Source organism: Saccharopolyspora flava (assembly GCF_900116135.1).
In the GTDB taxonomy this organism is placed as follows: Bacteria; Actinomycetota; Actinomycetes; order Mycobacteriales; family Pseudonocardiaceae; genus Saccharopolyspora; species Saccharopolyspora flava.
The window spans coordinates 712,288-736,850 of record NZ_FOZX01000003.1; the positions used below are offsets into that span (position 1 = coordinate 712,288).

The window sequence follows — 24,563 nt, forward strand, 5'->3', positions numbered from 1 at the left end:
CATGCGGAACTTCCTCGCCCGGTACTGGTTCGGCTACGCGATGGTGCTGCCGGTGATCGCGGTCCTCGCGCTGCTGGTCGTGCTGCCGCTGCTGCAAGGCGTGTATTTCGGGTTCACCGACATCAACGACACCACCATCGCCAACCCGGTGCTGGACCGGGAGGCGCGGTACTCGTTCGTCGGCTGGGACAACTACCTCAACGTGCTGTCGGGCTCGGCGGCGTTCGGGTCGTTCTGGTCGACGCTGGCGCGCACCGCGATCTGGACGTTCGCGTGCGTGGCCTGCCACTACGGCATCGGGCTGGGCCTGGCGATGCTGCTCAACCGCCGGATGCGCGGGCGCGGGCTGTACCGGGTGCTGCTGATCCTGCCGTGGGCGGTGCCGGTGTTCATCAGCGCCTTCGCCTGGCGGTACCTGCTCAACGCCGACTACGGCCTGGTCAACTGGGTGCTGGAGTCGCTGGGGCTGCCCGGGCAGATCTGGCTCGGGCAGTCCGACCTGGCGCTGGTGTCGGTGATCGCGGTCAACGTGTGGCTGGGCGTGCCGTTCATGATGGTGGCCCTGCTCGGCGGGCTGCAGGCCATCCCGCCGGACCTGCACGAGGCCGCCGAGATGGACGGCGCCACGCCCTGGCAGCGGTTCGTGCACGTGACGCTGCCGGGACTGCGGCCGGTGTCGAGCAGCGTGGTGCTGCTCGGGGTGATCTGGACGTTCAACATGTTCCCGGTCATCTACCTGATCACCGGCAACAACCCGCACACCCGGATTCTGGTGACCTACGCCTTCGAGCGGTTCTTCTCCGGCGCCACCAGGGATTACGCCATCGCCTCCACCTACGGCGTGCTGATCCTGTCGGTGCTGCTGGTCTTCGCCGCGATCTACCGCCGCGCGATGGCGCGGCAAGGAGAGGAGCTTTGATGAGCATCGACGCGGCGTCCCTGCGGGCGTCCTCGGCCACGACCCGGCCTCGGGGCCGGGGACGGCGTTCGGCGTGGGCGAGCATCGGGTTGCACGGCGCGCTGATCGTCGCGTCGCTGATCGCGGTGTTCCCGGTGTTCTGGGTCGTGGTGGTGTCGTTCAAGCCGGACGCGAAGGCGATCGAGGCGACGCCGTCGCTGCTCAACGACTCCAGCCTGGACAACTACGTCGACGTGCTCACCGGTGCGAAGGGCTCGTTCCTGACGTGGTTCGGCAACTCGGTGCTCATCGCGGCGCTGACCACGGTGCTGGGCGTGCTGCTGGCGGCGAGCACCGCCTACGCGCTGAGCCGGTTCCGGTTCCCGGGCAGGCACTGGATGCTGCTGTCGTTCCTGGTCGTGCAGATGTTCCCGTTCGCGGTGCTGATCGTGCCGCTGTACAACATCCTGCTCGCGCTGGGGTTGCAGGGCAGTTCACTCGGGCTGGTGCTGGTCTACTGCAGCACCGCGATCCCGTTCTGCACGTTCATGCTCAAGGGCTACTTCGACGGCATCCCGGCCGACATCGACGAGGCCGGCCGGGTCGACGGGCTCTCGCCGTGGGGCGTGTTCTGGCGGCTGGTGCTGCCGCTGGCGCGGCCCGGACTGGCGGTGACCGGGTTCTACTCGTTCATCGTGGCCTGGAGCGAGGTCGCGTTCGCCTCGGCGTTCCTGTCGGCGGCCGACGAGTCGAAGACCCTCGCGGTGGGGTTGCAGGTGTTCGTGCAGCAGAACCGGGCCGAGTGGGGCCATCTCGCGGCGGCGTCGGTGCTGGTGGCGGTCCCCGCGGTGATCGTGTTCTACGCGGTCCAGCGCTTCCTGGTGTCGGGGCTGGCGGCGGGCAGCGTGAAGGGCTAGCGACATCCCCGCGAGATTCGAACGCCCCACGCCGGGTTTCGGAGGGGTCACCGTTCCGCGACACCACTACGCTGGACGGCATGGTGGAATTCAGGCTCGATCGGCCGTTGGTGCTCGACGGCGGGTTGGCCACGGAGTTGGAGGCGATGGGGCACGAGCTCGCCGACGCGCTGTGGTCGGCCCGCCTGCTGACCGATGCTCCGGAGGAGATCGTCGCCGCGCACGCCGCGTTCTACCGGGCGGGCGCCGACGTGGCCACCACCGCCAGCTACCAGGCGTCGTTCGAGGGCTTCGCCGAGCGCGGCCTGGACCGCTCGGCGGCGGAGCGGCTGATGCGCCGCAGCGTCGAGCTGGCCCGGCTGGCCGGTGAGGTCGAGCCGGGCGAGCGCCGGTGGGTCGCCGCCTCCGTCGGCCCCTACGGCGCGACGCTGGCCGACGGTTCCGAATATCGCGGCGACTACGGCCTGACCAAGCAGCAGCTGCGCGAGTTCCACCTGCCCCGGCTGGAGACGCTGGTCAGCGCCGCCCCGGACATCCTCGCTCTGGAGACCGTTCCGGAGGTCTCCGAGGCCGAGGTGCTGGTCGAGGCCGTGGAGGGCCTGGGCGTCCCGGCGTGGTTGTCGTTCACCGTCGAGGGCGACCGCACGCGCGGCGGCCAGCCGCTGTCGGAGGCGTTCGCGCTGGCCGAGTCCGATGCGATCAGCGCGATCGGCATCAACTGCTCGGACCCCGAGGACGTCCTGCCCGCGCTCGAAATCGCGCGCGCCGCAACGGGAAAACCCCTCGTGGCCTACCCGAACAGCGGCGAGGGCTGGGACGCCGAGCACCACGCCTGGACCGGGGACGCCCGCCTCTCCCCGCGCCAAGCCCGACGCTGGCGCGACGCGGGCGCCATGCTCGTCGGCGGCTGCTGCCGAGTCCGCCCGGAAGACATCACCGCGGTAGCGGAAACCCTCCTCGACCCAGAATCCTGACCCGCTCCCCCTGGAAAACGACAGTTTTCATGAAAACTGTCCCCTCCAAAGACCACGACACTCACACGAAAACGCCCCCACCCCCGAGGCGGAAGACGTCGACCCGACGGACTCCCGACCCCAGGGACGGGGAAGTTTTCATGAAAACTGTCCTCCCCCACGAGTCGGGAGGTTTTCATGAAAACTGTCCCTCCCCCGAGGTGGAGACGTCGAGATGACGGTCTCCCGTCCTCAGGGGGAGGGAAGTTTTCATGAAAACTGTCGTTCCCGAGGGGTGGGGAGGTTTTCATGAAAACTTCCCCACCACCCGAGGGAGGCGACGGGCTCAGCCGAGCTTGGCTCCGGCGTGGAGGGCCACGCCCGAGTCAGGGGCGACGGTGGCGGTGAACTTGCCGTCGTCGCCGACCTCGATCGTCTGGCCGGTGCAGGCACCGTCGGCGAGCTCACCGGACATGACGTCGCAGTAGCTGCCCGCCGGCAGCGAGGTCTGGAAGGTCTGCGACAGCTCGCCGCCCTCCCGGTTGATCACCACGAAGCCCTTGTCCTGACGGCCGAACGCGATCTGACCGCCGCCGTTGTCCCACCAGTCGCTGAGACCGGTGCCGGCGACCGCGCCGTGGAACCCGGCCATCCCGGCGATCATCGGGTGCCGGTGCTCGCACACCCACGCCTGGTCGTCGCAGTTCGCGGCCTTGGTCGTGCCGTCGGTCTCCGCGGGCGGGCCCTGGTCGGAGTTGTCGAAGGCGTAGCCGGAGATCAGCTGCGGCGTGCCGTAGGGGTAGGCCAGCTCGAACGCCACGCCCAGGTCGTAGGCCGCGCCGTCCTTGTAGGTCAAAGTCGGCGTGCTGCGCTGGGTGTCGTGGTTGTCGATGAACACCACGGCCTGCTCGCTGGGCAGGGTCATCGAGTCGCCCAGGTTCGCCAGCTGCGCGAGCGAACCGTTCTTGAAGGCGTCGCTGACCTTGCCGTGGTAGGCGAACTCGGTGACGTCGCCGTTGCCGGTGTACTCCCCCGCCGTGGTGGTGGAGTCGGCGATGACCTCCTGGAACACGTAGGGCTTCTGCCCGGTTCCGGGAACGGTGTTGAGCCCGCCGAAGATCGCGCCGACGTCCTCCGGCGGCATGTGCTTGACCCCGTCGACCCGGAAGCCCGACACGCCCAGGCTGATCAGGTCGTTGAGGTAGGCGGTCTCACGCTGGCGCACGTAGTCGCTCTCGGTCTTGAGGTCGGAGAGACCGACGAGCTCGCAGTTGCGGACCTCCCACTTGTCCTCGTAGTTGGCGATGTCGCGGCGGCAGTCGTGGAAGTCGGCGTCGGAGTAGGTGCCCGGGTAGTCGTACTTGGTGAACTCCGATCCCGCGCTGCCCGGGTGGTCGCCGTCGGACCCGGCCATGTGGTTGACCACGGCGTCGGCGTAGATCTGCACGCCGGCGTCGTTGCAGGTCTTGACCATGTTGGCGAACTGCTCGCGGTTCCCGCGGCGGCTCTCGATCTGGTAGCTGACCGGCTGGTAGTCCTGGTACCAGGGGTGACCGGCCTCGGGCAGCACGATGTGCTCCTGCGGCGGCGAGACCTGGACCGCGCCGTAGCCCTTCGGGCCGAGGAAGCTCGTGCACTCGCCGGCGATCGAGTCCCAGTTCCACTGGAACATCTGGACGATCGGTCCGGCCACCGGAGCGGCCGCCGGGGCGGGGGCCGGTGCCGGCGCCTGACCGAACGCGGCGGGGACCAGGGCGGTGCCGACCGCGGCCGCGGCCAGCACTATCGCCGGTAATCGCATGACGTTCTCCTTCGCGTCGTCGAGCGGTGAGGCAAACGTCTACGATCACATTTTCTTGCGCCGGTAAAGTCAATACGCCGAAGGAACCGGCAATTTACCAGCACTAACACTTCGCAAATTCTTGCAAGGAAATTCGTGATCAAGGTCGCGCGGTATCACCGGACCCACCCGGTCCGCGACTACAGCGGCAGCACGGCCCCGACTTCGGCGGCCGCGCCCTCCCCGTAGGTCTCGGCGAAGCGCTTGCGCGCCCGGCCGTGGTCGAGCGACCACTCCTGGGTGCCGGTGACCTCCAGGACGTGCACCGCGATCAGCGAGCCCAGCTGCGCGGCCCGCTCCAGCGACAGCCCCGCCTCGACGGCCGCGAGGAACCCGGCGCGGAACCCGTCCCCGACGCCCGTCGGGTCGGCCCGCGCCACCTCCGGAACCGCCGGCACCTCGAGCCGCTGCCCGTCCCGGTCGACGATCTCGGCCCCGTCGGCGCCGAGCGTGGTGATGCGGACGCCGACCTCGCCGCGCACGTCGTCCTCGCTCCAGCCGGTCTTCTGCAGCAGCAGGCCCCACTCGTAGTGGTTGGTGAACAGGTAGTCGGCACCGGTGACCATCCGCCGGATCTCCTCGCCGCTGAGCCGCGCGAGCTGCTGCGACGGGTCGCTGGCGAAGCGGTAACCGCGCTGCCTGCACTCGTCGGCGTGCCGCAGCATGGCCTTCGGGTCGTTCGGGCTGATCAGCACCAGGTCGATGTCGTGCTCGGCGACGACCGGGGCGAGCTCGATGTTGCGCGCCTCGGCCATAGCCCCGGCGTAGAACGAGGCGATCTGGTTGAAGGCCTGGTCCGTGGTGCACACGAACCGCGCGGTGTGGGCGCACTCGGAGACGTGCACGCCGTCGCAGTTCACGCCGTGGCGCTCCAGCCACGAGCGGTAGTCCGCGAAGTCCTCGCCCACGGCCCCCACCAGCACCGGCCGCCTGCCGAGCACTCCGAGCGCGAACGCGATGTTGGCCGCAGCGCCGCCGCGCCGCACCACCAGGTCGTCGACGAGGAAGCTCAAGGAGACCTGCTGCAGGTTGTCGGCGACCAACTGGTCGGTGAACCTGCCCGGGAAGTGCATCAGGTGGTCGCTGGCGATGCTGCCGGTCACTGCGACGGACACAGCGCGCCTCCATTTCACTACGGAAGGTGACGGAAGGGTCAACCGTAGCGCTCGCGCCGAGGTCCGTCCCCCTGCCCACGCGGGCGCGGCAGACAATGGAGGGCATGCGCGATGTGGAGATCTCCGACGACATGATCCGGCTGGGGCAGCTGCTGAAGCTGTCCGGGCTGGTCGAGCACGGCGCCGAGGCCAAGGACGTGCTGGAGGAAGGCCTGGTCAGGGTCAACGGGGCGGTGGAGACTCGCCGCGGCCGTCAGCTCGTCGACGGCGACGAGATCGTGCTCGACGACGAGGTCGTCCGCGTCGTCAGCACGGCCTGAACAGCAGCGAGGCCGGCACCCGAGCGGGTGCCGGCCTCGCTGCCGGAAAGAGGCTCGATCAGTGGAACGAGTCGCCGCAGGCGCAGGAACCGCCCGCGTTGGGGTTGTCGATCGTGAAGCCCTGCTTCTCGATGGAGTCGACGAAGTCGATGACCGCGCCCTCCAGGTAGGGGGCGCTCATCCGGTCGACGACCACGCCGAGGCCCTCGAAGTCGCGGCGCGCGTCGCCGTCGAGGCTGCGCTCGTCGAAGAAGAGCTGGTAGCGCAGACCGGCGCAGCCACCCGGCTGGACGGCGATGCGCAGGTGCATGTCATCGCGACCCTCCTGGTCCAGCAGGGCCTTGGCCTTCTGGGCAGCAGAGTCGGTCAGCGTGACACCGTGAGCGGGCGCCTCGGTCTCAGTGGTGTTCGGGGCGGTCATGGACACTCCCTCGTGGTCTCGCTCTCCGATTCCGGCGTGACGTTCAACCACGGCCGGATCCGGGGTATTCCCGCGGGCGAACCCGGGGACGGTTTTGTCTCCTCCCTACATGGTGGCATAAGCGCGGGCCGATCAGGTGTGACGTGGTGAGCACGGACGTACCGGACGGTCTCCTGCAAGCCCGCTGAGCGCGTCACATAACCTGGGGGTGTGAGGTTCCTTCGCCGCAGCAGCGCAGAGCAGACCGCCAGCACGGACGCCGAGACCGACGTCGAGCAGTCCGCGGAGGAGCGCGCGCAGAATCACACCCCCAAGAAGGGCAAGCCCACGCCGAAGCGGCGCGAGGCCGAGGGCAAGCGGCGCGGCCCGGTCCCGCCGCCGCCGATGACGCAGCGCGAGGCGGTCAAGCGCGCCCGGGGCAACAAGGAGGAGCGCCGCAAGGCCGCCACCGAGCGCCGCGAGCGCATGATGCAGGGCGACGACCGCTACCTGATGCCGCGCGACAAGGGCCCGGTCCGCGCCTTCGTCCGCGACCTGGTGGACACCCGCAGGCACCTGATGGGCCTGTTCATGCCGCTGGTGCTGATCGTGTTCGCCACCACGCTGGCGCAGAACATGCTGGTCCAGCAGTACGCGACGCTGTTCTGCCTGTTCCTGCTGATCATGATGGTGATCGAGGGCAGCCTGCTGGGCCGCTACGTCAACAAGCGGGTGCGCGCGAAGTTCCCGGACCACAAGGACCGGCCGTTCGCCCTGGGCTGGTACGCCTTCACCCGCGCGATGCAGATCCGCAAGCTGCGGGTCCCGCGCCCCCGCTACACCCCGAAGGACATCGCCAAGCTCGGCTGACCTCGCACCTCATCCGCTGCGGCCCCGCTCACCGTCGTGAGCGGGGCCGCAGTGCTTCACCTGTCTCAAGTTGAGACACGCGCCGCCCACCACCGCGCCCCGGCCGCTCCTACGCTCAGCCGGTCTCATCCCCGGCCTCGAAGGAGCGGCGACCATGACGATCCGCACGATGATCAGCCCGGCCCGGTACGTGCAGGGCCCGGGAGCGATCCACCGGCTCGGCGAGCACGTGGCGCAGATCGGTTCGAAGCCGCTGGTCGTCGCCGACGACGTGGTCTGGGGCTTCGTCGGCCACGACGTGGAGGCGTCGCTGTCCGCAGCGGGCCTGCCGGTGGACCGCCGGGGCTTCGGTGGCGTCCCGAGCGCGAAGGAGGTCGACCGGCTGGTCGGCGAGATCACCTCGTCGGGCGCCGACGTGGTGGTCGCGGTCGGGGGCGGCAGCACCATCGACGCGGTGAAGGCCGCGGGCCACCTGGCGGGTGTGCGCTGGGCGAACGCGCCGACGGTGGCCTCGACGGACGCCCCGTGCAGCGCCCTGTCGGTGATCTACACCGAGGACGGCGAGTTCGAGGCGTACCGGTTCTTCCCCCGCAACCCCGATCTGGTGCTGGTCGATTCGCAGATCGTCGCCAACGCCCCGGCGGAGTTCCTGATCGCCGGTGTCGGCGACGCCCTGGCGACCTGGCTGGAGGCCCGCGCCACGTCGAGATCGGGGTCACCGACGATGGCGGGCGGCCTGCCCACGGTCACCGGCACCGCGCTGGCGCAGCTGAGCTGGGACGTGCTGTGGGAGAACGCGCTGCCGGCCATCGACGCGGTCCGCGACAAGCAGGTGACCCCGGCGGTGGAGAAGGTCATCGAGGCCAACACGCTGCTGTCGGGCCTGGGCTTCGAGTCGGGCGGCCTGGCGGCGGCTCACGCGATTCACAACGGCCTGACCTCGGTCGCCGCCACGCACGGCCTCGCCCACGGTCAGAAGGTCAACCTCGGCTCGGTCGCCCAGCTGGTCCTGGAGGGCGCCGCCCCGTCCGACCTGCGCGAGTTCATCGAGTTCACCACCGCCGCAGGCCTGCCCACCACCCTCACCGAGGTCGGCATCCGCCCCGACGACGCGGACACGATCCGCGCCGTGGCCACCGCAGCCACCGCCGAAGGCGAAACGATCCACTCGATGCCCTTCGAGGTCACCCCGAACGACGTCGCAGCAGCCCTCACCTCGATCGACCGCCACGCCACCAGAATCCGCAACAACGCCCACCTCCCCACCCCAAAGCCCTACACAACCCAGCACTGAGGCGAAGGCCGGTCGGTACGCCAAGTACCGACCGGCCCCACGGCTCAGTACGATGCGAGCCCAACCTCCAAGTCCCGGATCTCCTCGTCCGAGAGCACCGAATCCCGTGGCATCCGGGTTCGGCCGGACCGTTCGCCATCGACGAGATCGCCCGCATCGCGCTCGACTCAGTCGATTCGGCCGCTTTGATCAAGAACGTCATCGACGCAGAATGGACACCATCATGACTACTGACCACTGGTTAAAGTCCAGCCACTCCAGCGCCAACGGCGACTGCGTTGAACTGACACGTTCGCTCGACCGCATTCGTGATTCCAAGGATCCGGACGGCCCGACGTTGAACGTGAACGTTCGCGAGCTCGTCAGGGCCGTCAAAGATGGCCGGTTCGACCACTGACCGTGGGCTCTCACGTTCCGGGCTCGGCGAAGGAGGAAGTCATCCATGATCGACCAGTCACGAGCCGTCTGGTGCAAGAGCAGCCGCAGTGGCAATACCGGCCAGTGCGTCGAGCTGGCCCTGAACATCCCTGGCGTCACCGCCGTCCGAGACTCCAAAGCCCCAGAAGACGGAACGCTCACCTTCGAGCCCCACACCTTCCGAACCTTCTTAACCACCCTCAAGTCCGGAAAACTCGACTCCTGACCAGGTGAGCGGGTGGCGATGCCGGATCAACGCCAGTCCGGGGCTTCGTCCGGGAAGGCGCCTGCGAGCCAGTAGTGCGGGAGGGCTTCCCTCAAGGACACCCAGCGGAGCTCGGTCGGGTCCGAGGGGCCCGGGACGGCCACGAGCACGTCGGGGCCGTGGTCGGCGAGCCGCTCGCGGCAGATCCCGCACGGGCTGAGGACGAGGTGGCGCCCGTCCTCAGCCCGGTGCAGGCACACCGAAGCCACGATCTTCCGGTTGAGCCGGAACGCCGCGCAGCAGGGCTCGACCTCGTGGCAGAGCGACGCGCCGGCGTTGCCGAAATCCGGACTCGACCCGGTCAGCACCTCACCGTCGTCCAGCAGCACCGCCGCCGCTCCCCGCTCCGCGTCCCCGGGGAACCGCCGCGCGATGAGCCCCCGGCACTCGTCGACGGCCCTGGCCAGCAACTCGTCTCGCACCACCACGCGCCTACCCTCCACCAACGGCATGAGCCCACATCGTCGCCGACGATCGCCGTTGCGCGCCCAGGGTTTCGACCCGAACGAACCGAACGAGGCAAACAGCGAAGCCCGCTCACAACACGACGCTGCAGGAACCCGTGGACCCGCTTTCAGCGGAGAAGAGCCGCGCACGCACTTGGAAACCGAACGCCGGCCCGGCCGCCGCACGCATGGCGTGCGGCGGTGGCCGTCACCCTGTCGCAGGCGATCGAATGCACCTGCGAGCTGGGGCGGAAGCTTCAGCCGTCCTTCGGCAAGCCTCCGCCCCAGTTTTCTTCACTCCGTTGCGACAACTCCCCTCCCTTCAGCCTTGCGCCGGTCGCAACCTGCAACCAACTCATCCACGGGAGGGGTGATGTTACGCACTTTCGAGTGACATCAAGCGGCGGGTGGTGTTAGGCCACGTACAGCACGTAGTGCTACATTGATCATGACGAGTGCCGAACCGCACTCGATCGAGGCGAGGTGCCGAGACGTCAGGCGCTGAGCGGGTCGATGTCCGCGCGTAGCTCTCTGAGCCTTCTCCGGCCTTCGGCTGCGGCCTCGTGGCGTCCCTTGCGCTGCAAGACCGTGATCACCACTTCGATGGCTCCGATCTCACCGTCGATGTCACGCATCTGTTCGCAGTGTTCCGCCGCGATCCGGCCGTACCTCAAGCCTTCGTTGAGGAAGGCTTTGTCGAGCGCGCTCTGAGCCACGACCAGGGCAGCCCGACCGCAGGTTCCCTTGTCGCGCATCAGCTCTCCGAGGTGGAGAGCCCGCAGCGCGTACTCCCGGCTCATCGTCGAGTCACCACCGGCCTTGCAGATGAGCGCCAGTTCGGTCAGAGCATCCGCCTGCCCTTGGGAATCGCCGACCTTCTCGTGGTGGAAGATCGCTTCCCTGCAGTTCATGGCCGCGTCGTCGAGCTTGCCCTGACGACGTTGAACCTCAGCGATCCGGCGCTTGGTGCTCCCGATGCGGTATCGGTCACCCGCTGCCGATGCGATGCCCAAGGCCTCGTTGTAGGTGCTGAGGGCGCCCTCGTAGTTCTGAGACTCCGCTTCACAGCGCGCGAAGTTTTGCAGCGCACCATGATGAACAGCCAGATCCTCCGCGTCGCCCGCCATCAGGATCGCCTTCTGCAACAACGCGCGGGCCTCGCCTCGCTCTCCCATCCACAGCAAGCACGAACCAAGGTTGCCCATCGTCCCGGCAACGGCACGGGCATCGTCGTCCTCGTGGGCTGAGTCCAGACCCATCGTCAGGAGCTGCTTGGCCGCGTCCATCCAGCCCGGCAGCCGCAGCAATTCCCACACGGTGTTCGCGAGTCGCCAGCAATGACCATGCAATCCGTTGTCACGGGCGTCGGCTGCGGCGGCCAACAGCTCGGACTGATTCCGCCCGGCCCATCGAAAAGCGTCCTCAACCCCGGTGAACGTGCGAGCCCACGGGCTCGGCCGGAAACCGTCGAGCGGCGGCGCGCTCCTGGTGGGAAAGACCGTCTCGCGCGCTCGCAGCCCGCTCCACAACACGTAATCGGCGAGTCGCCTCGTTGCCGCTGCCGTGATCGAGCGGTCGCTGTTCCAACCCGCCGCACAAGTGCGAATCAAGTCGTGCATCTCGTAGCGGTCCGATGAACGCTCAACGAGGTGCAACGACACCAGCGCGTCGAGCGCCTGCCCTACCTCGGTGGGTTCCCACTGCGTCAAGGACTCGGCGGCTCCGCTGTCGAACTCCCTGCCCGGGTAGAGCCCGAGCAGCCGGAAGAGCGTCTGCTGAGCCGGGGTCAGCGCTCGGTAAGAACACCCCAGCGCCGCCTCAATCGTCGCACCCTCGTCGTCGTTTCCTCCCAGGCGGAGCAGGACGCGGCGATCGGCGTGCAACTCCTCCGCGAGGCTCGCCAGCGATTGCCGCGACCGCGTCGATGCGTGTTGAGCGATGATCCGCACGACGAGGGGAATGCCCGCGCACAGGTCTACGAGACGTTTCGCCGCGTGCGGCTCGACGAGGAACCGCGAGTGCAGCTCTGACCGCAGCCACCGGAACACCTCCGCGGCATCGAGCGGCGGCACTTCGAACGATCGAGCTCCGTCGAGATGTATCAAGCCGTGGAGCTTCTTGCGGCTGGTGACCAGAACCAGGGATTCACGCACGAATCGCAACAGGGGCCTGACGTACTGCGAGTCCTTCGCGTCGTCGAGGACGACGAGGTAACGGCGCCGAGCCAGCTTCTGCCTGAGCCGGTGCACGCGCATGTCCTTGCTGGGTATCCGCTCGGCAACAACACCGAGCTGCGAGAGCAAGGTCCCGACGATCTCGTCCTCCGTGAGCGGGTTCTTCCCGTGGTATCCCTGCAGATCGACGTAGAGCACGCGATCCACCAGGTCACCGGCCGCTCGCCTGGCCCAGTGGACTGCGAGCGCCGATTTGCCGATCCCGGCCGCTCCATCGAGCGCGATCACTCCAGTCGGACGTTCTCGAGCCGCGTCGTTGAGATCGTCCAGCAACTCCGCACGACCGTGAAAGCTCCACGAGCCGGCGGGGAGATCACCCAGGACCGGGATTTCATCCTCATCATCGGGACCATCGCTCATGACCCTCACCTGCGGCGTTCCGGAGGCGAGCAGGGCGTCATGTTCGCGACGGACCCACTCCGGCACATCCTCCCCGACTAGTTCTCGGTATTCCTGAGCGAAGTGCACGTAATAGCCCGAGATCTCAGTAGCGCGCCCGAGACCGCCCAGCGCACGCATCCGCTGCACGACGAGCCGAGGGTTGACGCCATCCGCAGCCATCGGACCGTCGATGTCCGCGAGAGCGTCCGCGAACTGTCCCAACGCCAGTCGGCTGTCGACCAGGCGGAATCTCGCCTCCATTTCCGCGGGGCGGGCCACGCTCTGCCGGAAGTTGCGCGCCGGTTCCGTTTCCAGGTCTGCTAGTGGAGTTCCCGTCCACATCCCGAGCGTTTCCTCGAGCAATCCGATCGCGTCCAGGTGGGCCCCGCTGTCGGCAGCCTCGGCGGCGGTCCTGATCGCTCGTCGGAAGTGGTGGAAGTCAACGCTCTCCGGATCGACCTCCAGCCAGTGGCCGGCCTTGCTCGTGCGCACTTCCGCGGGAACTCCGATCCCCTCGAGGGTGCGCTTGAGCCTGCTGACCAACTGCTGGAGATTGCGACGACGTCGGCCCGAGTCGTCCGCCCAGATCCAGCGGGCGAGTTCATCCCGCGTGAGGCGTCGCTCCCCCGCTTCCAGCAGCAAGACCCCGAGCAGCCCGCGTTCCTGGCGTTTTCCCCAGGTGTCGTCGAAGGTGCCGTTGATGCGCAGGCTGGTGGTTCCGAGGATCTTGAACTGGATGGTCACCAGCACCCCCAGTGCCGTGTCTTCCGCAAACTTTCCGAGCCACCCAGTGTTGCGCGGATGTTCCTCCGCTCATACGTCCATCGAGGCGAAAGTCTGCTGCTCACGGGTGGTTTTGGAAGCTCGACGGCGACAGAACGGCGACAACGCGGCGACATGGTCCCGAGACCAACGCGAATTCGCCCATCACCGCCCCCGGAGGGAGCGCGCGATGGGTTTCGGCATCGAATCGACCTGCGCGTCTACGGGTGCGGCGCAGGCGCGGCGACAGCGGGACGACACGCGCGGGTGATGCTTGTCCGCGTACCCGGTCGATGGGGATAGGGCTTGTCGGGGAGCTCTACGGCCGGGGCATTCGGAGGAAAGATGAACCGGACTGATGTCGTGGTCGTGGGATTGGGGCTCGTCGGCCTGAGTCTCGCGGCCGCGGTGGCCAGAGCGGGTTATCGCGTGTGCGGTGTCGAGACCTCACCCGCACGTCGCGCCGAGATCGAGCGGCCCGGCGCGCGGGCTGCCGGAGGGGAGGATCTGCAGCCGCTGCTCGAATCCGGGCGGCTGCGCGTCCAGGGCGACGGCGAACTGCCGTCCGCCGAGGTCTACTGCCTGAGCGTGCCCAGTCCCTGTCGCGAGGACGGCCACATCGACACGTCGTGGCTGTGCGCAGCGGCGGTGTCCGTGGGGCGGGCGTTGCGGCGCGGTAGCCTGGTCCTGGTGCACAGCACCTGCCCACCGGGGACGATCGAACGGCAGATCGTCAAGGTCCTGTCCCAGCACTCGCAGCTCGTCGCGGGGATCGACTTCCACATCGCGCACGCGCCGGACCGGATCGATCCTGCTCGACAGACCCCTGCCGAAGGGGTGCCGAGGGTGGTCGGTGGGCTCACTCCCACCTGCACGAAAGCCGCGATGACGTTCCTGCGCAGCGTCTTCGGGCACGTTCATCCGGTGGACCGGATCGAAACCGCGGAATTCGTCAAGACCTTCGAGAACACCTTCCGGCTGGTCAACATCGCGTTGGCGCACGAGCTCGCGGAGGTCTGCCACAAGCATGACGTCGATCCCGCGAAGGTGATCGAAGCAGCCGCCACCAAGCCGTACGGGTTCCTGCCGCACAACCCGGGCATCGGCGCGGGCGGGGCGTGCATCCCGGTGGTCGCGGCGTTCTTCCGGGCGACCGGGACCAGGCGGGGGTTCCTTCCGCACATCGTCGACGCCGCACTCGACGTCAACGACACCGTCCCGGGCCGACTCGTCGAGTCGATCCGGGAGCAGTTGGGAGCGTTGCGGCTGCGTCCGCTGCCCGGCAGCCGGGTGCTGGCCGTGGGCGTGACCTACAAGCCGGACGTCAACGACATCCGCAACTCCTGCGCGGTCCGGGTGATCGACGCGCTGGTGGTGGCCGGGGCGGACGTCGCCTACTACGACCCCTTCGTGCCGGAACTGGAGCTGCGGGACGGGCCGGCACTGAGGTCGCTCCCCAAGCCCGATGCGGCGGGGTACGACGTGGTGGTGCTGTTGACCAAGCACTCGTCGGTCAACCACTCGGTGCTGGCCGAGCCGGGTACCGCGGTGTTGGACTGCTCCACCGGTACGCCGATCGTCATCGCCGATGGTCGGCTCTGACCAGGCTCTTCGGCCCGGTCCGCACGCCAGCGGAATCGTGAGCGTTCACGGGTTCGTCGTCGTGTGGACCGCGATCGCCGAGGAATCCTGGTGGGAACTGGGCGACGTGCTGGTCGTACCGGATTCGCCGGAGGAGGTGTTGCGGCGATTTCCGGGATGCCTGGCCGTCATTCGAGTTCGGTCAGGTGTTTCCTGAGCGGTTCGGCGTGCGGACCACCGATGCGTTCGTGCAGTTCGCACGCCTCCCCCAAATGAGTCCGGGCCTGCGCGATCTCGCCTGCCGCTTCATGCGCGGCGGCCAGGGCCACGAGCAGTTCGGCGACGTAGAAGTCGGAGCCGATCTCGCGTAGCACCGCCAGTGCCTCGTGCAGCGGGCCGACGGCGTCGCGAGGCCTGCCCGCGGCCGTGAAGGCCTCGCCCAGCCGGGTCGACACGCGTGCAGCTCCGCCCGGGTCCGGCAGCTCGAGCATCAGGTCCACCGAGCGCGACAGTTCCGCGATCGCGTCGTCGTGCCGTCCCAGCGCAGTGAGCGTTTCACCGATGCGCCGCAGCCGGAGGGCCGCACCTCTGCGGTCGTCGACGCGCAGGTCGATCTCCAACGCACGGCGGAACGACACGAGAGCTTCGTCGAGCTTTCCGCAGTGCCGCGCCAGGATGCCGAGACGCGAGGCCGCGGTGGCCTGGCTCCTCGGGTCGTCGGCTGCTTCCGCGAGTCGCGCCGCCGCGAGCAGCTCGCGCTCGGCCTCGTCGAAGCGGTGCAGGTTGCCCAAGGCGTGTCCGAGCTGACCGCGCAGCCGGGATTCGGCGCGGACGTTCTCCCCGGATGCGGCGTCCACGGCGAGCCGCGTGGTCTCCAGCCAGTCGCCGTAGTGCTTGCGGTAGACGAACAAGCTCCACATCGCCTCGCCGAAGCACCACACCACCTCTCGCCAGCCCTGCTCTCGTGCTTCCCGCTGCGCGAACACCAGGTTCAGCCGTTCCTCGTCCAGCCAGTCCAGGGCCTCGGTGGCAGAGGTGAACGTCAGTCCCGCATCGCGCTTCTCGCCGAGGTACCAGCGGCCCGGGGTGACGAGCCGGTCGGCGGCATAAGCGCTGTTCAGGTACCAGGCGACGAAGCGACCCAGCACCTCGCGACGGTCCAGGCCCGCCTCGGTCGCGCAATCCGAGGCGTGCAGGCGCAACAGGTCGTGGAAGCGGAACCGGTCGTCGCCCACCTCGTCGAGCAGGCTCGCCTCCACCAGCGCTTCCAGCGAGTCCACGACCTCCTCGCGGGGACGCTCCACCGCAGCGGCGGCGACGTCCGCGCCGAACGTGGTGCCGGGGTGGCAGGACAGCACCCGGTACAACTCGGCCTGCTCAGCGCTGAGCTTGCGGTAGGACAGGTCGAACACGGCACGCACCGAGACATCACCACGCAAGGTCAAAGAAGGCAGGCGGTTCCGCTCGTCCTCCAGGTCAGCGGTCATCCGCCGCAGGGTCCACTTGCGGTGCGCGGTCAGCCGCGACGCGGCGACCATCAACGCCACCGGGAATCCCGCGCACAGGTCCGCCATGCGCTCAGCCGCTCCGGACTCGCGGCCGACGCGTTGCTCTCCCAGGACGCTGCGCAGCAGTTCCACCGAATCCGCCGCGTGCAGCGGCGGGAGTTCGACGAAGTGCGCTCCATCAAGGGCGAGCCCCGGCAGCCGGTAGCGGCTGGTGACCAACACCAGCGATTCCGGCGGGATGAGCGGTCGCACCTGCGCTGCGGAGAAGGCGTCGTCCAAGCACACGACGAGCTTCCGGCCCGCGGTGACGTCGCGGTACATCGCGGCGAGCTGGTCGAGGTCTGCCGGGATGGAGTCAGGCTCGCAACCGAGGGAGCGCAGGAAGCTCTCCAGCACCTGCGACACCCTCGTCGGCCGCGACGACGAGAACGCACCGAGGTCCGCGTGCAGCGACCCGTCCGGAAAGCGGCTGCGGCAGAGCGGCACCCACCGCGCCGCCAACGCGCTCTTGCCGACACCACCGGCACCGCTGATCACCACGACGGTCGGCCCGGGGGCCTCGCCGGAGAGCAGGTCTTGGAACTTCTCGGTCTCGGCGACCCGGTTGACGAAGTGCCGTGGCGCGCGCGGGCGCTGGGAAGGGCTGGTTCTGGTGCGCTCGGCCGCGTGGACGTGGACGTCGCCGTGCACCACGCCGGCCTGCACCAGGTTGCCCACGCCGTGCCCCGAGGCCGCGTTGGCGATCGCGCCGGTCTGCTCGAAGTCCATCCCCACCGCCCTTCCCCCAAACGTCCCAAGGCTGCCACTCGGCACCACCTGCTGGAACCGCCGTCGATGTGTGGTGGTGACTCCGATTCGGTGAATGATGCGGGACACGGGTGGGGTGGGGTGCGGGGGTTCTCCGGGTACGGTCTCGGCGGTTGTTGTGCTGGGAGGTTTCGTGCGGTCGTTGGTGCTGGGTGGGGCTCGGTCCGGGAAGTCGGCGCACGCCGAGGGGTTGGTGCCCGAGGACGGTGCCGTGGTGTACGTGGCCACGGGGCGGCGGGATCCCTCCGACTCCGAGTGGGACGAGCGGATCGCCGAGCACGTGGCTCGGCGGCCCGCGGCGTGGCGGACCGTGGAGGCGCCCGATCCCGAGGGGTTGCGGCGGGTTCTCGGCGAGGCGTCCGCGGAGGACCACGTGCTGGTGGACGATCTGGCGACCTGGCTGACCGGGGTGCTCGACGACGCCGGGGCGTGGGAGCGGGATCCGGCTGCGCTGGAGGTCGTCGCGGGGCACTGCGACGCGCTGGTCGCGGCCGTGTCCGCGTGCGCCGGCCGGGTCGTGCTGGTGTCCGCCGAGGTCGGCCTCGGCGTCGTGCCCGGTACGCGGTCTGGAAGGCTGTTCCGGGACGAGCTCGGCTCGCTCAACGCCCGCCTGGCGGAGGTGTGCGACGAGGTGCTGCTGCTGATCGCCGGATGCCCGCTGCGCGTCCGGTGAGCGTTCAGGGCCTTGCTGAGCTGCGGTTTTTCAACACGGAGGTTTTCGCTTGTCCACCGAACAGAACGACCCCGGCATGATCGAGTTCCCGCCGGTCCCGGCGCCCGACGAGCAGGTCTCGCGGGACGCCGCGGCGCGGCAGGCGCAGCTGACCAAGCCGGCCGGTTCCCTGGGACGGCTGGAGGAGCTGGGCGTGTGGTTCGCCGCGCGGCAGGGCGCCTGCCCGCCGAGCCCGCCCGAACGCGCGCGGGTCGTCGTCTTCGCCGGTGACCACGGCATCGCGCAGCACGGCGTGTCCGCCTACCCGCCCGAGGTGACCGGGCAGATGGTCGCCAACTTCCTCGCCGGCGGCGCCGCCGTGAACGCCCTGGCCTCGCACGCCGGGGCGACCGTGCGCGTGGTGGACATGGCCGTCGCCGTCGACACCCCGCAGGTGGTCAGCGAGCACAAGGTGCGCCGCGGCTCCGGGGTCATCGACCGCGAGGACGCGCTCATCGACGAGGAGGTGCGGGCGGCGATCCAGGCCGGGCGCGCCATCGCCGACGAGGAGGTCGACTCCGGGGCCGACCTGCTCATCGCCGGGGACATGGGCATCGGCAACACCACGCCCGCCGCCGTGCTCATCTCGCTGCTCACCGGCACCGAGCCGGTCGCCGTCGTCGGACGCGGCACCGGCATCGACGACCGGGCGTGGATGCGCAAGACCGCCGCGATCCGCGACGCGCTGCGCCGCGCCCGCAAGGTCCACAACGACCCGGTCGCGCTGCTGCGCACCGCCACCGGCGCCGACATCGCCGCGCTCGCCGGGTTCCTCGCCCAGGCCTCGGTGCGCAAGACCCCGGTGCTGCTCGACGGCGTCGTCGTCGGTGCCGCGGCGCTGGTCGCCGAGGAGCTCGCGCCCGGGGCGCGGCAGTGGTGGCTGGCTGGGCACCGGTCGGCCGAACCGGGCGGCCAGATGGTGCTGCAGCACCTCGACCTCGAACCCGTGCTGGACATGCAGCTGCGGCTGGGCGAGGGCTCCGGCGCGCTGACCGCGCTGCCGGTGCTGACCGCGGCGGTGAAGGTGCTGGCCGAGATGGCCACCTTCGACGAAGCCGGCGTCGCCGGGGCCGGGGCGTGATCGACGGGCTGCGCCTGGCGGTCTCGTGGCTGACGGTGCTGCCGGTGCGGGCCGGTCGGGTCGACGACCGCGCGTGCCGGCAGGCGATCTCCTTCGCCCCGCTGGTCGGCGCGCTGGTCGGCGGGATCGGGGCGCTGGTCCTGTGGGGTCTCAGCGCCCTGAGTGCTCCCCCGCTGCTGGCCGGACTGCTCGTGGTGGCGCTGTTGGTGCTGGTCACCAGGGGTATGCACGTGGACGGGCTGGCCGACAGCGTCGACGGGCTCGGCTGCTACGGACCGCCGGAGCGCGCGCTGCAGGTGATGCGCGACGGCGGCGCCGGGCCGTTCGCGGTGGTCGCGCTGATCCTGGTGATCGGTGTGCAGGCGGTCAGCATCGGTGAGCTCGCGGCGACTCCGTGGGCGCTGGTCCTGGCCTGCGCCACCGGGCGCGCGGGGTTCGTGCTGTGCTGCCGCAGCGGTGTGCCGTCGGCGCGCCCGGAGGGCATGGGCGCGCTCGTGGCGGGCAGCCAGCCGCTGTGGCTGGTGATCGGCTGGTGGCTCGTCGCGGCGCTGGCCGCGCTGCTGGTCAGCCCCGCCGCGGCGGTCTCTGTGCTCGTGGCCGCGGGGGTGTTGGTGCTGTTCACCCGGCACGTGCGGCGGCGCTTCGGCGGGATCACCGGCGACGTTCTCGGCGCCGCCTCGGAGCTCGCCACGACCGTGGTCCTGGTGGGTGCGGTGCTCGGCAGCGGACAGTTTTAGCCATAACTGTCCATGATCAATGCCCGAAATGTCCGGACGGTTATGGCTAAAACTGTCCCGTGGTGAGCACCGCACGACGGTGAGCGCTGGGTGTCGTCCCGCGCAACCGCTTGAAGGCGGCGCTGAAGGTGAAGGGGTCGGCGTAGCCGACGGTGCGGGCGATCTCGGCGATCGTCCTGGCACCGTCCTCGGCGAGCAGGTCCGCCGCGAGGGTCATGCGCCAGCGGCTCAAGTAGGTCAACGGCGGTTCGCCGACCAGGTCGGTGAACCGCTTGGCCAGCGTCGAGCGGGACGTCCCGGCCCGGCGGGCCAGCGCGGCGACCGTCCACGGTGCCGCCGGTTCGGCGTGCAACAACCGCAACGCCTCCCCCACCACCGGATCGCGCTGCGCCCGCCACCAGCCCGGCGGCTCACCGCCGGGGCGGTCGAACCACTCGCGCAAGGTGCACACCAGCATCCAGTCCAGCAGCCGGTCGAGCACCAGCTGCTGCCCCGGCGCGTCCACCGCGACCTCGGCCGCCAGGTGGTCGAGCACCGGATCACCGGTCCCGCCCGAGGCCACCCGCAGCACCACCGGCAGCGCGTCCAGCAGCCGGCGGCTGATCTCACCGCGCAGCGGGTAGGCGCCGACGATCAACGTCGCCCCGGCGCCCTCCCCCGGGTCGTGCCAGCCGAGCCGGTGCCGGGTCCCGCCCTGCTCGGGCGCCGAGCAGAACTCGCCGCAGTCCAGCGGTTCCGCCGAGGTCCCCACCTCGTCGACGACGGTGAAGGTCCCCGACCCGCGCACCACGACGGTGTCCCGGTCGCGGAGCGGTTCGGGCTCGCCGTCCTCCGGGACGATCCAGCCGTGCCCGTCGAGGACGGTGACCAGCGTCAGCGGCGCACCGTCGACGAACCGCAGCGACCACGGCGGGGTCAGGGTCGTGCTGCCGAACAGCGAGCCCTGCGCCCGCAGCCCCCGGAAGAGATCACCGAACGCGTCCACGACCGCGACGTTAGACGATGACGCAGGTGCTTCGGCGTCTCGCCCATGTCGTCGTCCGAGCAGACCCGGTTGACTCGACGCCATGAGCACGTTGACCGACGAGGACCGCGATTTCCTCCGCCGCCCGCTGCACGGCTTCCTGACGGTGGCCGCCGGACCCGTCCCGCCGCAGCCCCGGCCGGTGTGGTTCGAGGCCACCGCCCAGGGCACGATCGAGCTGTTCACCGACCCCGCCTCGGCCAAGGTGCCCCGGCTGCAACGCGATCCGCGCGCCTCGCTGGTCGTCGCCGCTCCCGCCACCGAGCGCGAGCGCTGGGTGGCGGTCTCCGGCCGCGCCGACATCGAGTCCGACGGAGCCCCGGAGCTGGTCGAACGCCTCGCCGCCCGGTACTGGGACCTCGACGACCCGGCCAGGAAGGACGATCTCGCGGGCCTGCGCGAGGGGACCTGGCTGCGCATCGTCCTGCACCCGGACAAGGCCACCCGCCTGGACTTCTAGGAACGACAGCGCCCCCTGCCGCTCGGCAGGGGGCGCTGGAAGAGGAGGTCAGCCCAGCTTGGTCATCCAGCCGTGGGTGTCCTCGACCGTGCCGTACTGGATCCCGGTCAGCTTCTCGCGGAGCTTCATGGTGACCTCGCCCGGCCCGCCGTCGGCGATGCCGAACTCGCCGTCGCGGTGCTTGACGTGGCCGACCGGGGTGATCACCGCGGCGGTGCCGCAGGCGAAGACCTCGGTGAGCTCGCCGGTGGTGGCCGCCTTCTCCCACTCCTCGACGGTGATCTTGCGCTCCTCGACCTGCATGCCGAGCTCCTTGCCCAGCTCCAGCAGCGAGGACCGGGTCACGCCGGGCAGCAGGCTGCCGCTCAGCGCCGGGGTCACCAGCTTCGCGTCGGCGCCGGAGCCGAACACGAAGAACAGGTTCATCCCGCCCATCTCCTCGACGGTGTGCCGGTCGCAGGCGTCCAGCCAGACGACCTGGTCGCAGCCCTGCTCGACGGCCTGCGCCTGCGCCAGGAACGACGCCGCGTAGTTGCCCGCGAACTTGGCCGCGCCGGTGCCGCCGGGAGCGGCGCGCACGTACTCGTGGCTCAACCACACCGTCACCGGCTTGACGCCACCGGCGAAGTACGAGCCGGCCGGCGAGGCGATCAGCGAGTACAGGTAGCTGTTGGACGGGTGGTTCACACCCAGCCCGATCTCCGTGGAGATCATGAAGGGACGCAGGTACAGCGAGCTCTCACCGGTGCTCGGGACCCACTCGCGGTCGACCGCGACCAGCTCTCGCAGCGATTCGACGAACAGCTCCTCGGGCAGCTCGGCCATCGCGATCCGCTTGGCGGAGTCGCGGAAGCGGCGGGCGTTGGCGTCCGGGCGGAACGCCGCGATCGAGCCGTCGGGCTGCCGGTAGGCCTTGAGGCCTTCGAAGATCGCCTGCGCGTAGTGCAGGACCGACGTGGCCGGGTCGAACTCCAGCGCGTGGTACGCCTCCAGGCGGGCGTCGTGCCAGCCCTGGTCCTCGGACCACTTGATCGTCACCATGTGGTCGGTGAAGAACTTGCCGAACCCGGGATTCGCCAGTACCTCCGCGCGGCGCTCGGCTGAGGCCGGTTGCGGGTTGGGGTTCCGGGTGAAAGACAGTTCTCCGCTCATGCGCGTACGGTATCGCGTGCTCTGGAGCAGTGAAAACCGGCTCGGGTTCGGTTGGTCATCCAAGTATCGAGCCGTTGTGAAACGGACGCCGAGATTCTGCTGAATCCGGGAACGAACCCGACTTATGATGAGGCCATGACGCAGGCCGACAACACCCCCGCGCCGCAGCCCACCTCCGTTCAGCAGGACGTCCGGGCAGCGGTGATCGCCGCTCTGATGCCGTTCGGCGCGGGCATGCTGCTGGCCCTCGGCTACGCGTGGATCGGCTGGTTCGGGCTGGTGCTCGCGGCCGTCGGCGTCGCGGGCTGGGGCTACTGGTGGCGCGACAAGCACCAGGAGTGGTTCCCCCAGCAGGTGACCACCGGAACGGTCGTCGGTCAGACGGTCCTGATCGCGGTGATCACCCTGCTCCTGTTCGTCTCGATCAGCTGAGCAGCCATCCGGGCAGTGCCGGGCGGGGCCAGGCGGGGTCCGGGCGGGCGTCGCAGTAGGTGCCGTCGAAGGGGAAGGCGCCGTCCTTGGCCCGGGAGATCATCTCCTCGCCCTCGGCGCGCAGCTCCGCCAGCTCGGCGGTGCTGAAACGGCCTGCGGCCAGCGCGTCCTCGAGCTCGTCCTCGTCCTTCCAGGACCAGCTGCCGTCGGGCATCACCTCGACGTCGAGCACCCCGTCGACCCGGCGCACGCCGTGCTCGTCGCGGCCGCGCGGGATCTCCAGGTTGACGTACCAGTTCCGGAACTCGCCGGACGGCTCGAAGAACCACCACACCGACGACCAGCGGTGCTCCTGGACCAGTCGCAGCGTCGACGTCCCGCGCCACGTGGAGCGCGCGGGCACCCGCGGACCGGAGAACCGCTCCGCGAGCGGCATCTCGCGCGGGCTCCTCCCGTCCGGGGAGGTCGTGATCCGGATCGGGGTGTCCGGCAGCACCCAGCACAGCAGGTCCTCGCCGTCGTCGGAGACGACGCGGGCCGGGTGCACGGTGCCCAGCGAACCGTCCAGGCGCCAGAAGCTGTAGAGCACTTCGTCACCCGGGGCCCACAGGTGCCGCGGGGCGTCCCAGGTCTTCTCGTTCACCATCGCGTTGGGCATGACCGCCTCATTTCCACCGGCGTGAAACGACTCCCGCCAGCAACGGACCGACAACAACCACACCGAGCGTCGTCAGCATCGCAGAGATCGGCATGCTCATCGCCAGCACGACCGACAAACCCATCCCAAGGCACGCACCCCGCATAGGCCATGTGGGCCCATCGGAGAGCAGCAAACGGGCGCCTGCGTTGGCGAAAGCGTAGTGCAGCAGCAACGCGCAGGCCGCGAACGACAGCAACGCGATCGGGTCGACCAGCTGCGAGACGATCACCGCAGCGACCCCGAGCACCAGGTCCAGCAGGTACGGCGTGCCGGACGGGCCGGTGCGGCCGAACGCGCGCGGCAGCTCGCGGTCGCGCACCAGCGCGAGCCCGGTCGAGCGCGCGGATTCCAGCGTCCCCAGCAGCACCGGCAGCAGCGCGACGGCCGCGCCGACGCACACCAGCGGCACCAGGTCGGCGGCCGCGGCGGCGGTGAGCACGTCGCGCACCGGCATCGGCGACAGCGCGAGCCGCTCCCAGCCCAGCTGGTAGGTCAGCGCCGCGATCATCAGCGCCACCAGCGCGGCGACCGCGATCAGCGAGAACCGGGTGGCGCTGCGGATCGACACCCACGGCGCGCGGTCCGCCTCGTCGGCGGGCGCGGCGAGCCGCTCGAATCCGGTGAAGGCGAGGAACAGCACACCGCCGGCGCCGATGATGCCCACCGCGCTGTCGTCGGACGCGCCCGGTTCGACGTGCGCGACCGGTCCGCCCGCCGGGGTGATCGCGAAGCAGATCGCCACCACCAGCAGGACCACCACCAGGCTCAACCCGACCCACAACCACGCGGCCACGCCCCGGATCCGCAGGCCGGTGGTCGTCGCGAGCACCACCAGCAGCAGCACCGCACCCGCCACCAGGGCGCTGGCGGAGGGCAGGAAGAACTCGCCGATCACGCGGGCGATCGCGGCCATCGCGGCGACGTGCGCGGCCAGGTACGCCGAGGCGCCGACGCGGGCGGGCAGCAGGCCCATCCGCTCACGCACGCACGCGTACGCCGCGCCCGGGCCCCGGTACCTGCTCGACTGGTAGGCCGTGGCCGACGCCGCGCACACCGCGGTCAGCAGCGCGACCAGCACTCCCAGCAGCGCCCACGGGCCCGCCGCGGCGGCCGCCGGTGCCGGTCCGAGCAGGACGCCGACGCCGATCATGCCGCTGAGCGCGAGCGGGAGCGCGTCACGACCGGTCGTCAATCGGCCGACCGATTCAACCTGTCGGGTCACCGGGCCACCCTTGCAGACGCGTGCGAGTACTTCAG

Annotated in this window: 24 protein-coding genes; 14 read left to right on the forward strand and 10 right to left on the reverse strand. The window is 69.8% G+C overall.

Annotation, left to right across the window (positions count from 1 at the left end; genetic code table 11):
* Position 1: 1 nt before the first annotated feature.
* From BM424_RS13120 to mmuM, 3 genes are all read left to right on the forward strand, one after another.
* On the forward strand, positions 2 to 919 hold the full coding sequence (locus BM424_RS13120; RefSeq protein WP_093416778.1) for a carbohydrate ABC transporter permease: 918 nt from the start codon (positions 2 to 4) through the stop codon (positions 917 to 919).
* A complete protein-coding gene (locus BM424_RS13125) occupies positions 919 to 1,815 on the forward strand; it encodes a sugar ABC transporter permease (RefSeq protein WP_093416781.1) in 897 nt (298 codons plus the stop codon). Before BM424_RS13120 ends, BM424_RS13125 begins: the two co-directional genes overlap by 1 nt.
* A gap of 80 nt (positions 1,816 to 1,895) precedes the next feature.
* Complete coding sequence (gene mmuM, locus BM424_RS13130) at positions 1,896 to 2,789, forward strand: homocysteine S-methyltransferase (RefSeq protein ID WP_093416783.1); 894 nt, start codon at positions 1,896 to 1,898, stop codon at positions 2,787 to 2,789.
* Positions 2,790 to 3,114: 325 nt separating this feature from the next.
* Here the strand turns inward: mmuM and BM424_RS13135 are convergent, their stop codons facing one another.
* A complete protein-coding gene (locus BM424_RS13135) occupies positions 3,115 to 4,569 on the reverse strand; it encodes an alpha-amylase (RefSeq protein WP_093416786.1) in 1,455 nt (484 codons plus the stop codon).
* A gap of 179 nt (positions 4,570 to 4,748) precedes the next feature.
* On the reverse strand, positions 4,749 to 5,681 hold the full coding sequence (locus BM424_RS13140; RefSeq protein ID WP_093417090.1) for a carbohydrate kinase family protein: 933 nt from the start codon (positions 5,679 to 5,681) through the stop codon (positions 4,749 to 4,751).
* 146 nt (positions 5,682 to 5,827) lie between these two features.
* Between BM424_RS13140 and BM424_RS13145 the strand changes: the two genes are divergently transcribed.
* The gene (locus BM424_RS13145) at positions 5,828 to 6,043 is read left to right on the forward strand and encodes an RNA-binding S4 domain-containing protein (RefSeq protein WP_093416789.1); all 216 of its coding nucleotides are present in this window, start codon (positions 5,828 to 5,830) and stop codon (positions 6,041 to 6,043) included.
* A gap of 58 nt (positions 6,044 to 6,101) precedes the next feature.
* Here the strand turns inward: BM424_RS13145 and BM424_RS13150 are convergent, their stop codons facing one another.
* Positions 6,102 to 6,464 carry a HesB/IscA family protein gene (locus BM424_RS13150; protein WP_093416791.1) on the reverse strand — a complete coding sequence of 121 codons (363 nt, stop codon included), beginning with the start codon at positions 6,462 to 6,464 and terminating at the stop codon, positions 6,102 to 6,104.
* 210 nt (positions 6,465 to 6,674) lie between these two features.
* On the opposite strand from BM424_RS13150, the gene BM424_RS13155 reads away from it, so the two are divergent.
* From BM424_RS13155 to BM424_RS13170, 4 genes are all read left to right on the forward strand, one after another.
* On the forward strand, positions 6,675 to 7,313 hold the full coding sequence (locus tag BM424_RS13155) for a DUF3043 domain-containing protein (RefSeq protein WP_093416794.1): 639 nt from the start codon (positions 6,675 to 6,677) through the stop codon (positions 7,311 to 7,313).
* Between the two features lie 154 nt (positions 7,314 to 7,467).
* Positions 7,468 to 8,607, forward strand: a complete 1,140-nt coding sequence (locus BM424_RS13160) for a glycerol dehydrogenase (protein WP_093416796.1) — start codon at positions 7,468 to 7,470, stop codon at positions 8,605 to 8,607.
* A 211-nt stretch (positions 8,608 to 8,818) separates the two neighbouring features.
* Entirely contained in the window at positions 8,819 to 9,004 is a 186-nt protein-coding gene (locus tag BM424_RS13165; RefSeq protein WP_245775809.1) for a DUF397 domain-containing protein, read from the forward strand.
* A 45-nt stretch (positions 9,005 to 9,049) separates the two neighbouring features.
* On the forward strand, positions 9,050 to 9,250 hold the full coding sequence (locus BM424_RS13170) for a DUF397 domain-containing protein (protein WP_093416799.1): 201 nt from the start codon (positions 9,050 to 9,052) through the stop codon (positions 9,248 to 9,250).
* Between the two features lie 26 nt (positions 9,251 to 9,276).
* Here the strand turns inward: BM424_RS13170 and BM424_RS13175 are convergent, their stop codons facing one another.
* Entirely contained in the window at positions 9,277 to 9,741 is a 465-nt protein-coding gene (locus BM424_RS13175; RefSeq protein WP_093416802.1) for a cytidine deaminase, read from the reverse strand.
* A 488-nt stretch (positions 9,742 to 10,229) separates the two neighbouring features.
* The gene (locus BM424_RS13180; RefSeq protein WP_139274060.1) at positions 10,230 to 13,094 is read right to left on the reverse strand and encodes an AfsR/SARP family transcriptional regulator; all 2,865 of its coding nucleotides are present in this window, start codon (positions 13,092 to 13,094) and stop codon (positions 10,230 to 10,232) included.
* 363 nt (positions 13,095 to 13,457) lie between these two features.
* Between BM424_RS13180 and BM424_RS13185 the strand changes: the two genes are divergently transcribed.
* On the forward strand, positions 13,458 to 14,714 hold the full coding sequence (locus BM424_RS13185; protein ID WP_093416807.1) for a nucleotide sugar dehydrogenase: 1,257 nt from the start codon (positions 13,458 to 13,460) through the stop codon (positions 14,712 to 14,714).
* A gap of 167 nt (positions 14,715 to 14,881) precedes the next feature.
* On the opposite strand, the gene BM424_RS13190 is transcribed toward BM424_RS13185, so the two are convergent.
* Positions 14,882 to 16,969, reverse strand: coding sequence for a tetratricopeptide repeat protein (locus tag BM424_RS13190; protein WP_093416809.1), 2,088 nt, complete (start codon positions 16,967 to 16,969; stop codon positions 14,882 to 14,884).
* A 172-nt stretch (positions 16,970 to 17,141) separates the two neighbouring features.
* Between BM424_RS13190 and cobU the strand changes: the two genes are divergently transcribed.
* From cobU to cobS, 3 genes are all read left to right on the forward strand, one after another.
* Positions 17,142 to 17,681: a bifunctional adenosylcobinamide kinase/adenosylcobinamide-phosphate guanylyltransferase gene (gene cobU, locus BM424_RS13195; RefSeq protein ID WP_245775810.1), complete on the forward strand. Its 540-nt coding sequence runs from the start codon at positions 17,142 to 17,144 to the stop codon at positions 17,679 to 17,681.
* A 76-nt stretch (positions 17,682 to 17,757) separates the two neighbouring features.
* Positions 17,758 to 18,801, forward strand: a complete 1,044-nt coding sequence (cobT, locus tag BM424_RS13200; RefSeq protein ID WP_175548082.1) for a nicotinate-nucleotide--dimethylbenzimidazole phosphoribosyltransferase — start codon at positions 17,758 to 17,760, stop codon at positions 18,799 to 18,801.
* On the forward strand, positions 18,801 to 19,538 hold the full coding sequence (gene cobS / locus BM424_RS13205) for an adenosylcobinamide-GDP ribazoletransferase (protein ID WP_093417100.1): 738 nt from the start codon (positions 18,801 to 18,803) through the stop codon (positions 19,536 to 19,538). Before cobT ends, cobS begins: the two co-directional genes overlap by 1 nt.
* 46 nt (positions 19,539 to 19,584) lie before the next feature.
* Here the strand turns inward: cobS and BM424_RS13210 are convergent, their stop codons facing one another.
* Complete coding sequence (locus BM424_RS13210) at positions 19,585 to 20,523, reverse strand: AraC family transcriptional regulator (RefSeq protein WP_093416813.1); 939 nt, start codon at positions 20,521 to 20,523, stop codon at positions 19,585 to 19,587.
* 82 nt (positions 20,524 to 20,605) lie between these two features.
* Between BM424_RS13210 and BM424_RS13215 the strand changes: the two genes are divergently transcribed.
* On the forward strand, positions 20,606 to 21,022 hold the full coding sequence (locus tag BM424_RS13215) for a pyridoxamine 5'-phosphate oxidase family protein (protein WP_093416816.1): 417 nt from the start codon (positions 20,606 to 20,608) through the stop codon (positions 21,020 to 21,022).
* A 48-nt stretch (positions 21,023 to 21,070) separates the two neighbouring features.
* Here the strand turns inward: BM424_RS13215 and BM424_RS13220 are convergent, their stop codons facing one another.
* The gene (locus BM424_RS13220; RefSeq protein WP_093416818.1) at positions 21,071 to 22,174 is read right to left on the reverse strand and encodes a branched-chain amino acid aminotransferase; all 1,104 of its coding nucleotides are present in this window, start codon (positions 22,172 to 22,174) and stop codon (positions 21,071 to 21,073) included.
* Positions 22,175 to 22,309: 135 nt separating this feature from the next.
* Between BM424_RS13220 and BM424_RS13225 the strand changes: the two genes are divergently transcribed.
* Positions 22,310 to 22,606, forward strand: coding sequence for a hypothetical protein (locus BM424_RS13225; protein WP_093416821.1), 297 nt, complete (start codon positions 22,310 to 22,312; stop codon positions 22,604 to 22,606).
* Here the strand turns inward: BM424_RS13225 and BM424_RS13230 are convergent.
* A complete protein-coding gene (locus BM424_RS13230) occupies positions 22,599 to 23,264 on the reverse strand; it encodes a ribonuclease FAU-1 family protein (RefSeq protein ID WP_245775811.1) in 666 nt (221 codons plus the stop codon). The two genes, BM424_RS13225 and BM424_RS13230, sit on opposite strands and share 8 nt — an antisense overlap.
* A 7-nt stretch (positions 23,265 to 23,271) precedes the next feature.
* Positions 23,272 to 24,528, reverse strand: a complete 1,257-nt coding sequence (locus tag BM424_RS13235) for an APC family permease (RefSeq protein WP_093416824.1) — start codon at positions 24,526 to 24,528, stop codon at positions 23,272 to 23,274.
* Positions 24,529 to 24,563 lie beyond the last annotated feature (35 nt).